Raw genomic sequence first — 10,634 nt, 5'->3', positions numbered from 1 at the left:
AGCGTTTTATCAAAAAACTCGACAAGTCATTTACTATCAAATACGAACAATCTAACTCTGACAAATCCCATACATCCCAAAAATGGCGCATCTGGTCGGTTCATTCCGATAATTCTGGCAGTGATGAGAATGTCGCTTTCATCAAAGATATCACCAACGCCGTCAAAAACTTTGATGCCTTGTTCACCTCTCCCAGTCTCGGTACTGGTCTAGATATTTCGGAATATCATTTTGATGTTGTATTTGGTGTGTTTCACGGCGTTTCCCAAACCGCTACTGAGTGCGCTCAACAACTGTACCGCTATCGTCCAAAAGTCCCGTTTCATATTTGGGTGGCCCCGCGCCCCCCATTTGGCTACCAAGATACTAACGCTGCCAAGATTAAAGAGCGCCTCCTCCAAACCAATGAAATGACCGCTTTTCTGTTGCGGATTGACCGTCAAACAGGCAAACGCGGAGCCGAGAAAGATTGGGCGCTTGAGGCTTACTGCCAAATTATGGCTAACCGCCATTATTCTCTCAATAATCTGCGTGATGACTTGCGATCGCTCCTCACCGAAATGGGCAATACATTTATATATGTGGGCAGTGATTCAGATCCTCAGTCTCTCGAAAGTCTTAAAGCAGCAGCACAAGCTTTGGATCGTGCCCACAATTCGGCTGTTGCCAAGGCGAACAATATTACTTTGAGCGAGTACCGTGCCCGTCAGAGCAAAGATTACCTTGACCCCAATGAAATTTTTGAATGTGAAAAGTTCCGCATTTCTGATTCTTACGGCATCGAAGTAACCGAATCACTCGTAGAAATGGATAAAGGTGGCCGCTTAATTAGAGCGATCGCCGGACTTGAGGCCATTTTAGCCCCACCCGAAGAATCGTTTACTGACCCCAAAACTGGGCAAAGTTATCCCACGCCACCAACAATTGTCACCCAAAAAGACCGCACCGAGCGCGACAATCTACCTTTGTGCATCGACTGGGGCAATTACTCGGCACGGTGGCTAGCTAGATTTAACCTGGGGCTGCATCAAATTCTCTCAAGTTTAATGAAGGGTGATGAAGTTACCGGAGACGATTCCACCTTACTCAAGATGACGGCGATCGCTAAAAACTGTGCTGCTCACGTCAAAGCAATTCTTGGGTTTACTATTCCCCTAGACTGTAAACCTATTTGGTTGCTGGCGACTTTAGTCGAGCAGCTGGGGCTAAAGTTGACGTTCCGTAAGCAAGGTAAACGGGGTCAACAGGTGAAACTTTTCTCTTTAGATAAAGAGGAATTGGAATTTGCAATGCATGTAATTGCTCATCGTGTGGAAAAGCGTAATCAAAAAGAAAATCGAACCTATTACGCTGCTCAAACCCCTGCTGTGTATAGTATAAGCCCCAATCAGCAGCCCGTATCCACACCCCCCCCTAATGCTATAGGGAACTCCCATTGCCAAGGGGAGGATACTACCGTTTATGTTCCGCCCCAAACTGACCGGATTACTCTACTTCATTGCGTAGAAATACTTCGCTCTGGTATTTCTCGTGGAGTTGAGGCAATTAAAGGCATTCTCAAGCGATGGCAGAGTGATTTGCGTTGGGAGACAGTACTGGAACTTGAAGCGATCGCGGCAAATGAACTGCGACTTGTCGAAGCTCAAGTCCCTGAATTTTACAGCTTGCTGAATGAAGAAGTGTTGCCAATGGAGGGGGGCTAAACTTTCGTCATAACTAACCGCATCATTGAAGTAATTTCTACTTTTGCTTTCAGCAATTGCGCTGATGCTGCTTTGCTAAATCGATTTTTTGGTAAAATGGGGTTAAGAGCTTTCATGCACTGAATTATCGGTCACTTCGACTAACCTGGATTTCCCGAAGTCGTCTGACGAAACCGGAGCAAGTAGCGCTAAAGATGATACCGCTCCCAATACTTGATCTTCTCTTACCTCCAGGTACTTGTACAGCTCGTCCAACGTGCGATGCCCAGAAATTTCCTGAATCACTCTTAAGGGAATTCCGGCATTACTCATCGAGGTGAGTGCTGTGCGCCGAAAGCTGTGAGAGCTTATGCCTTCAACTTGCACTCGTTTGCAAGCGACTCGCAATATCCACAATGCCGAATCCCGGTGCAGGTGGTTATTGGCTCTTGAGTGGTCAGCATTTCCAGGGAACAGCCAAGGAGAATCATCACGCGGTTTATATGCTTGCAACCTGACTCGCAATTCTTGAATTACCGGGATGGCACGGGTAGCCAGTTTCCCTTTCGTGTTACCTTTGCGAAAGATGATTTTGGCTCTGACTTTTCCTTTGGCATCATATACGTCCCGCTTAAGCAACGTCACTGCTTCAGAACTTACTAGAAGCCAAACTAAACTACTCTATGCCTTGGCAAATGATGCGGCAGAAGCATTTTATGCGAAAATCCCAGAGTCAGAAAAACTTCCATCTGCTGCCGCCGCTTGGAACATCTGTGCATCCCGCCAGGATGAACTTGAAGTTGCAAGAAAAGAAAACGCAAACCCCCAGGCGATCGCTAAAAAAGTCTCCAATTTTGCTTTCGCTGCTTTCCCCAATGAGATTATCTCCCGCTTGGAGGAACTGCAATTTAGCGAACCGAAGTTAGTCACACTTAATAATGAAGCAAATCAATTTTTGGGCAGAAAGTGGAACCCAGACGAAAAACACCCCATAGAAATCAGAGCCTCTCATCACCCACCGGGACATGAACGCCACGTTTCCAGACTAATGTTTGTCCAGGATGCTGACGGCGAATATAAGGAATTCGCCATGCTCGAAACCAGGGCTGGAATGTTACCAATTGGCACAAAGGCGCAAGCTAATTTCATTGGGGTAGAACCTGTTACTGCCAAAGCAACTATTGGACTACCAGGAAACGAGCCGGTTGAAATTACTATCCGCGAACTCAAGAACTTCTCTTATGCAGGACTTGTTTTTAACGCCGAACCCGTAAACTTAGAATTTGGCACTGTGCCGATTCCTGATAAAACAGTAAAAATCAAACTTGATGCTTTGACTCTGGGTGAGTTAAACAGTGATTCTATCCAGCAGTTAAAACAAGTTGATTACCTAAAAAATGGTAATCCCCTGAAGTTGAAACTTACTTCTATCTCTGAAGCTGGAGATCAAGCTTTTTTGCTGGGTGAGTCCCCAAATGGTAATCTCCTCAAAATCAATAAAATCAACTTTTATGATTTTTCTGGTCAGTCATTCTCGGCTCGAGATTACCGAAAACTGACTATCGAAACGCCACCTTTAAAAACTAGAGATGCAGTATTTCTCAATGGTGAACCCTTGGGGGTATTACATTTTAAGAAAGACAAAGACGCGCTCAGACAGCTTGGATTGCTCAAAACCGGACAACTTACACCCGCACCCACTATTATTGAAAGTAATTTTTCTGTTATTTGCGCTCAAATTGACCCTAAGACCGTTGAATATCCGCAGAAATGGACGAAGGAATTTCAGGCTTTTGGGACTCAATCAGTTAACCCTCAACAACAGCAGATGATTGATAGTAGTGAGCCAATTCTACATCATATTAAAGAGCGTCCTACTTTCTTATTTTCGACAGAATCAAACAAAAAATTTGGAGTTATGGGCTTGGCTGTTGACAACCAGAAAGCTGATACTGTGACTAAATGGTTAACTGCTCAAAAAGTTGAATGGGAGCAAGTACCAACAGAAGATGTTATCAGGGAAACTCAAAAAGGTTTAACGGTCTTTAACTTGGTTGATAGCTCCATTCCTGCCAAAACTTTGTCGAGCATGACCAAAATGCCTTTTTTAGCAGCTTTTCGAGAATCGGAAACCATCGTTCCTTCTGGAGTATTTTTTGTCAAACGCAGTTCCTGTCTCAATTTTTCATATTGAGCCAGGAGGATTTGATTGTGCTGTTCTAGAGTTCGGCATCTACGGGTTAAATCATCCTCGTTATTGAGAAATTCTGTGCCAAAAGAACGCATCTGTTCAACAAAGTTATTCAGTTCTGTGCGCTTTCTCTTGATCTGTTTGAGTAGTGATTGATGTTCTTTTTCTAAAAACTCTAAGCGGATATGTAATTGAGACAGAGCCAGCGGAGTTACTTTAATTGATTGCGATGGAACTGTAGTTTTTCTAGGCATGAAATACGTATGTAAGTTGAAAGTTTAAAATATAATTGTCGCATTACTTAGGAAATGCAAAAAAAAGACACATCTTGGATTATACACCACGGACTTAAATGAAGTTTTTAATAGTTTTCTCGATCAAAGCATCTAAGTGTGGATTAAACAGCGGTTTTTTTTATTCGATAACCTTTTAATCAATGTCAAGTATAGACGCTTCCTCCATCTTTAAGAGGATGTTTGAAAAGCTCAAAATATCTATAGTTCGCTATTCTGAGCGTCACCAAGTAAAAGGAAGAATCCTAATTTTTCGTTGCTCTGGCTTGGGGACGTTACTTTTGATACAAAACATACTTTTCAAACGCCCTCAAAGAGAGTAGAGAATTTCATGCAATACCGAATAGCAATGATGATGTTAGATATTGCTCTGATTAAGGCTGACCAAGAAAGTCTCCTTTGCCAAGTTCTACACCGCAGTGCCTAAGAAGGTCATTGAGATTTCTCCAGAAAAAGTTCAAAGGACTTTGAGCCGCCCCATCTAATATTAGAAGGAATTGACTATAATCTGATATCGGATGAAAACTGTCAGCTAAAATAATGAAGGTAGTTATACAGGAACGCCAATGAATATCAGTATTGACATACCTGATGAGGTGCGCGTTTATGTGGAGGCACAAGTAATAGCAGGTGCTTACAGTAGCATTGGCGAATATTTTCTCTCATTGGTACAACAAGACCAAAAACGCAAGGCACAAGCTCTTTTAGAAACACTTTTAAAAGAAGGTATTGATGGAGAAGGGGAGGAAGTAACACCAGAATATTGGCAAAACCTGCGTTCTACCGTTTTAGGTCAGAACAGCATGGGCAACCCAAACGATACATGAGCTATCGATTAATTGTCAAAGACCGGGCAACGCAAGATTTGCGACATCTGGCCAATTACATATTAGTCAATGGGAATACAGATGTAGCAGTTAAATTCTTAAGTGCTGCCGAAGCAACATTTGCTCAGTTAGTAAAGACTCCTGGGATAGGAAAGGTAGCTCAGTTGGTAGTATCGAGATTAGGTGAAATCCGACAATGGCGCATCAAAGACTTTCAGGATTATCTAATTTTTTATCGGATTGAGGATACTACTATTGAGATTCTTCGGGTATTTCATGGAGCAAGAGATTTAGCAGATGTACTTAGCGAATTAGACGAACAATTTTAACCCAAAATTGCTTATACCTCCACCAACCAATCGCACACCACAGACCTACACCTGTCTGCAAACTTAACCCAAACCTGCCACTGGTTCAGGTATAGGGGCCACATGGGTTGGTCGTAACGGAGGAGCTGACAGATATTATACAGATGGCGAACTAACTATTTGTGTATTTTCAATGAATAATATTACTCAAAGAAAACCATCAACTTATTCACCATCACCAGAGCGGAAGTGAAATATCTGAACAAATTAAAATTGACTTGACTATATGGGCACAAACAAGAGAGAAAAACGAGACTTGTGGTAATCAGGCTTACAGCTACTCTTAAAAATAAAAATTCTGCGCCATCCCAGGCACTAAAATTGTCAAATTAAAACAGAAAAATAAGTGATAGTAATGGCGAATCCCAGAGATACAGAGAATGGATGGTCGCAGTTAACTCGTGGTGCGCCATTGGCAGTAATGGTAGCGGTGGTACTCTATATTTTATACCAACTTTTACCAGTTTTAGAACTTTTAGTTGTTGCAGCATTGATAGCTTTAATTTTACGAACCCTATTAAGGTTTTTGCAAAAGTTAGTCAAATCACAGGATATTGCTGTTTTGCTACTAATTGGATTAATCATTGGATTTGTTGTGGTATTAGCTACTGTAGTCTTACCTAGTGTGACATTTGAATCTCAAAAATTAATCAAAACATTACCAACTTATCTCAATAGATTGACAGGAGATGTTGAGCAACTGCGCCAGAAATTTGCTTTTATTCCTGACATTTCCCAAGCACTAATACAATTACGGAATTTGACCGACCAGTTACTAGGGGGAGTACCAGTTTTCTTAGGTGAAGCTTTAAGTTTAACCGTTGAATTGGTAGCGACGTTAATTTTAGCGCTTTACATGGCTTACGATCCTAATTCCTTAGTGAAAGGGATTTTAAGATTAGTCCCAAGGCGACATCACCATCGGTTTAAAGGAATCCTTAAGGCTTGCGAGACAAGATTGCGGGGCTGGATTTTTGGGACAGGAATAGCGATGATATTTCTAGGTGCTGGAGCAACGTTTTGACTTTTGATTTTGGGGATTCCGTCAGCACTACCATTTGGGATTATTGCAGGTTTATTTGAAATAATTCCTTACTTTGGTTCGGTCATTGGTGCTTTTTTACCAGCATTAGTAGCATTGAGTATTTCACCGCTAAAACTAGTATTTGTGTTGATACTTTTCTTTGTAATGAATCAAATAGATGCCCATGTTGTTCAGCCTTTGGTGATGGGTCAGCAAGTTAATATCCATCCAGTGATGGTGATTGTGACATTTTTGGTAATGGGTAAGCTATTTGGATTTATTGGTGTGCTACTTGCAGTGCCTGCGGCAGCAGTGATAATTACGCTGATTGATGAGTTTACTCCGTCAGAAAAGCTGATAGAGTCAGTCGGAGTTGAAACTAGAATAGATGTTCAATCGAACGATTGAAAAAAGAGACAAACTTTAGAAGTGTGCCATTACTACCTGCACTAGAGCCTCTTTTACAATCTGGTTCACACTATTTTCTGTAAAATAAATCCTTAGTTATGCTCATCATGGTGAATAGAACGGGAAATTCTATTTTCTCGGCGGTTGAGTTGTTGTCGTTCACGAGGATTTAAACGTCCATCTCTCAAGTCACGCCTCCGAGCCGAATTTAAAGATGCTTCTCGACGCTCTAATTCCCGATATTCACGTTTGTTAATACTGCCATTTTGAACACCATGAGCAATCCGATGTTGCTGATTAACTTCCCGATGATAGACTTCTTGAGCCGAAGCTACTGTTGGCAAAAAGATTGCAGCCGCGCACATCGCAGCAAATGCGAAAAGTTTCATCTAAATATCCTAAAATTATTTGAGGAAGCAAGCGAGAAATAGGGATTTTTTCAACATCTCTAAATACTGATGCTTGATGTCACAATTCTATTAACCTCTTTGCCAAACCACCTCTGACTAAAGTCATCAGTCTGATCATGACTTTAGTCACTATTATGAACGCTAGTGTTTATTTGCTGAAGTTGCTATTTAAGGTTAAAGTTAAGTCGCTATTAGGATTAATTACAACGACTTGATTGGTAGAAGTGTGATCAACAATGCCGCCAATTGTAGCGCCAGCCGCAGCGCCGCCGATAACTTTTCCAGCAGTGATAGTGCGATTACCAGTGATGCCAGAAATTCCAGTGGCAGCGGCGGCCCCAATTGCGGTATCTCTTAAAGTCGAGAGAACGTTACGATTTTGATTTGCGCCAACGGCTGTACCAATGGCAGTACCAGTTAAGACTTTGCCAAGTGTAATATGGTTGTTACCAGTGATGCCAGAAATTCCGGCGGCGGCGGCGGAGCCGACAGCAGCATCTTGGAGAATAGCTGTGATGTTAGGACTACGTACATCTTGTGTAGTAGTGATTGGACGCGAAGAGGCATTAATTGGAAACTGCTGACCATTGATAATCAGCTGACTAGCGACAAATTCAGAACCACCGTCTACAGGTTGCAATTGACCAACAACTTGGCTACCAGCAGGAATAGTTAGAGTTCCCTGATTATTTTTGATATCAGTTGCGACTGTCAGTGTTAGAGGTGCAGTTTCCTTGGGACTAACAACGATTTTCTTGGCATCCAGATATTTAACAGGAATAGAAGTTCCAGAGTTAAGTAGGGCAGTGATTGAGGAGCCAGTAGCATTTGCAATATACTGCCCAGGAATAGTAGAGGTTTGTCCAGAGGGCGTTAAAGCAAGACATAAAAAAGCTGAGACTTCAGCACGACTAGCTAATTGATTAGGTCTAAGGGACTTAACATCAGGATAATCTACGACCAGACGTTTTTCAGTAGCAGCAGCAATACCACTCTGGGCATAAGTAGGAATAGAACTGGCATCAGCAAAGTTTGCAGTTAGGGTGGTAGTCGGAGACTGAGTGGGAGAGTAATTTAAGCCACTAGCTAAAGCGACGAGAACTTGAGCGCGAGGAATATTTTGAGTAGGATTAAAAATCTGACCAGGGTAGCCGGACAAGAAGCCTGTCTGGTTGGCTGTTGCAATTGCATTATGGGCCCAGTAATTGCTGGGGACATCTGCAAATTGAACTAGATTACGACTCTTTTGTGCATTTGGGAAAGCCTTACCAATCATGGCGGCAAACTCAGAGCGGGTTACAGAGGCATTGGGACGGAAAGTACCATCTGGGTAACCACTGATAATTCCTTGTTGAGCCAGTTGGGAAATACATGATTGCGACCAATTGCCTTGAACATCAGTAAATGTCGATTGAGCAAATGTGGGACTGGCAATAACCAAAGGTACAAATCCACCAAAGGTCATTTGTAGTAACAAAGATAAGGCAGTTCTCGACTGAGATTGAGATATTTTAGTCATGGAATGATTGACCCCAATGAAAAGTATTTTCTCTTATTTGCAGTTGCTAATGAAGATCAAATATTACAGTGTTTTTTTCTGTAATATTTCAACCCATGCACAAGATACTAGTCTGAAATTAAACAGAAAAGTTCCACAAGAGTCAGTACAGCCGAGAAAAGTAGTTGAGGATGTTATCGAACAGAATTCAGGAGTCAGAAGGCCGGATTTCTCACCACACCTCGAATGGAGGAGTAATGAGTAGTGAGTAAGGAGTAATGAGTAAAATTCTTAACTTATTACTTATTACTCCTTACTTATTACTTATACGCAAAGCAGCTTGTGAGAAATGCGGGAGAAGGCTACACCCGTCGAACTCACGTTAACCCAGACCTGCCACTGCCCCAGGTATGCTTACTTGAGTTACCTTGATTGCTTGAAAGATAATCGCACTGACTGAGTGTTTCCCGTAGATGAAATGCTCCCGGTAAACGTCAGTAAGTCGGGGATCTTGTTTCTGACAAATGATTTGGGATTGCGATATCAGCATAGTGATGTTTTAGAATCTGGATAGAAGTAAAATATTTTCCCTTTAGTCTAAACTCCATATCTGACGAACAGCGCCAAACGGCTTTTGCTAAAGAGAGATCCAAGAAATAAAATGCCTATGTATCGTGCATTGGAAAGTGAATATTTGGGAGGTAGTCAACATCATTCTCTATGTCTTGTGGGAAGCGTGTCGATGGGGATCGTTTAGTATCTTTTGGTATTCAGCGAGCGCCCGGTTGAAAGTATATTTGCTTTTGTAGATTTGACGTGCTTTATCTCCCATCAACTTAACTCTTGTGCTATCACTAGCTAATTCATTGATTAAATCGGCAAGGTGTTGAGGGTTATTAGGAGGGGTATTAATACCACAATCGGAATTTGTTAATAATTGGTCAATATATGAGTTTGCTGAGGAAATAGCAATAATTCCCCTTCCTGCTGCTAACATACCGTAGAGTTTAGAAGGAGCCACTATTGATTCTGCCCCTGCTATTAGGCTGACCAGTGAAAGGTCACAAGCGGTAAGAGAGAGATGGAGTATTTCTCTGGGTTGGTAAGGTAATAAGAGTATGTTTTTTAGTTTATTAGATTGAATTGCTTGCTTTAAAACTTGTGTTTTAGCCCCATCACCAATAAAGACAAACTGAATAGGAGCATTTTTCAGTATATTAGCCGCTTCAGCAATGGTATGTATATCATGCAGTCTACCCAAATTGCCTGAGTATAAAACTGTGAAAACCTTATCAAGATTATACTGTTGAGCAAAATCATTTGCTTGTTTATCACAACCAATAATATCTTCCACTGCCCAATTCTCAATTACTTTAATTTTTGGTTTTAACTCAGGATATTTATTTTCCAAAAAATACTGCATGGAAGTGCTGAGGACTATAATGTTATCAGCATATTTATAACTTAAATAAATTAATTTACTAAAACAAACAACTAAAAAGCTATTTTGCTGAATAATGCCAGACATTACAGCAGATTCTGGAAATATGTCTTGGAGTAAAAAATGATATTTTCCACCGCGAATAATTTTAAAAATAGTACCTAAAAGACCGGAATATGGTGGATTAGAAGCAATTAATAGAGGAGTTGTATGATGTAGTGAAAATATTACATATTTCAAAGCACCTAAAAGAAAAAACATTGAGCTAATCACTTTACTCAAAATACTAGTGCTGGTTGTGATGGGAGAAAATGCACGGTAGATTGTGACTTGATTTGATAATTCAGGTGTAGTATTGTTTGTCTGAGTACCTGTGAATACATTTATTTTATAGCCTTTTTGGGAAAGCCCTTTGGCTAAGTCGGTCATGAGTTGGGCAGTAGCAGCATGGCTAGGGTAGAAATATTGAGTGATTATTGTAATTTCTTCCAT

At 41.3% G+C, this 10,634-nt stretch carries 7 protein-coding genes and 2 pseudogenes; 5 read left to right on the top strand and 4 right to left on the bottom strand.

The window, feature by feature from the left end:
• A pseudogene (locus tag CDG79_RS24415) lies at positions 1–1,703 on the top strand (bifunctional DNA primase/helicase); the annotation flags it as partial.
• A gap of 102 nt (positions 1,704–1,805) precedes the next feature.
• On the opposite strand, the gene CDG79_RS24410 reads toward CDG79_RS24415, so the two are convergent.
• A complete protein-coding gene (locus CDG79_RS24410) occupies positions 1,806–2,321 on the bottom strand; it encodes a site-specific integrase (RefSeq protein WP_262985825.1) in 516 nt (171 codons plus the stop codon).
• On the opposite strand from CDG79_RS24410, the gene CDG79_RS45565 reads away from it, so the two are divergent.
• The 4 genes and pseudogenes from CDG79_RS45565 (at position 2,293) to CDG79_RS24385 (ending at position 6,793) form a co-directional block, all read left to right on the top strand.
• Positions 2,293–3,876: a hypothetical protein gene (locus tag CDG79_RS45565; protein WP_442946253.1), complete on the top strand. Its 1,584-nt coding sequence runs from the start codon at positions 2,293–2,295 to the stop codon at positions 3,874–3,876. The two genes, CDG79_RS24410 and CDG79_RS45565, sit on opposite strands and share 29 nt — an antisense overlap.
• An 856-nt stretch (positions 3,877–4,732) precedes the next feature.
• Positions 4,733–4,993, top strand: a complete 261-nt coding sequence (locus CDG79_RS24395; RefSeq protein WP_094344437.1) for a ribbon-helix-helix domain-containing protein — start codon at positions 4,733–4,735, stop codon at positions 4,991–4,993.
• The gene (locus tag CDG79_RS24390; protein ID WP_094344436.1) at positions 4,990–5,322 is read left to right on the top strand and encodes a type II toxin-antitoxin system RelE/ParE family toxin; all 333 of its coding nucleotides are present in this window, start codon (positions 4,990–4,992) and stop codon (positions 5,320–5,322) included. The genes CDG79_RS24395 and CDG79_RS24390 overlap by 4 nt, the downstream gene beginning before the upstream one ends.
• 394 nt (positions 5,323–5,716) lie before the next feature.
• Positions 5,717–6,793: pseudogene (locus CDG79_RS24385) on the top strand (AI-2E family transporter).
• A gap of 92 nt (positions 6,794–6,885) precedes the next feature.
• Here the strand turns inward: CDG79_RS24385 and CDG79_RS24380 are convergent.
• From CDG79_RS24380 to CDG79_RS24365, 3 genes are all read right to left on the bottom strand, one after another.
• The gene (locus tag CDG79_RS24380; protein WP_094344435.1) at positions 6,886–7,182 is read right to left on the bottom strand and encodes a hypothetical protein; all 297 of its coding nucleotides are present in this window, start codon (positions 7,180–7,182) and stop codon (positions 6,886–6,888) included.
• A gap of 169 nt (positions 7,183–7,351) precedes the next feature.
• Positions 7,352–8,722: an S-layer homology domain-containing protein gene (locus CDG79_RS24375; RefSeq protein WP_094344434.1), complete on the bottom strand. Its 1,371-nt coding sequence runs from the start codon at positions 8,720–8,722 to the stop codon at positions 7,352–7,354.
• 697 nt (positions 8,723–9,419) lie between these two features.
• Complete coding sequence (locus tag CDG79_RS24365) at positions 9,420–10,634, bottom strand: glycosyltransferase family 4 protein (RefSeq protein WP_094344432.1); 1,215 nt, start codon at positions 10,632–10,634, stop codon at positions 9,420–9,422.

This window comes from Nostoc sp. 'Peltigera membranacea cyanobiont' 232 (assembly GCF_002245985.1).
Lineage (GTDB): Bacteria > Cyanobacteriota > Cyanobacteriia > Cyanobacteriales > Nostocaceae > Nostoc.
The sequence above is the reverse complement of the archived record's forward strand: the minus strand, read 5'-3'. Positions and strand labels throughout refer to the sequence as shown.

Bases quoted from the DNA above. Each gene is read 5' to 3' on its own strand.
- CDG79_RS24395 (WP_094344437.1), top strand. From the start codon at position 4,733: ATGAATATCAGTATTGACATACCTGATGAGGTGCGCGTTTATGTGGAG.
- CDG79_RS24390 (WP_094344436.1), top strand. From the start codon at position 4,990: ATGAGCTATCGATTAATTGTCAAAGACCGGGCAACGCAAGATTTGCGA.
- CDG79_RS24380 (WP_094344435.1), bottom strand. From the start codon at position 7,182: ATGAAACTTTTCGCATTTGCTGCGATGTGCGCGGCTGCAATCTTTTTG.
- CDG79_RS24375 (WP_094344434.1), bottom strand. From the start codon at position 8,722: ATGACTAAAATATCTCAATCTCAGTCGAGAACTGCCTTATCTTTGTTA.
- CDG79_RS24365 (WP_094344432.1), bottom strand. From the start codon at position 10,634: ATGGAAGAAATTACAATAATCACTCAATATTTCTACCCTAGCCATGCT.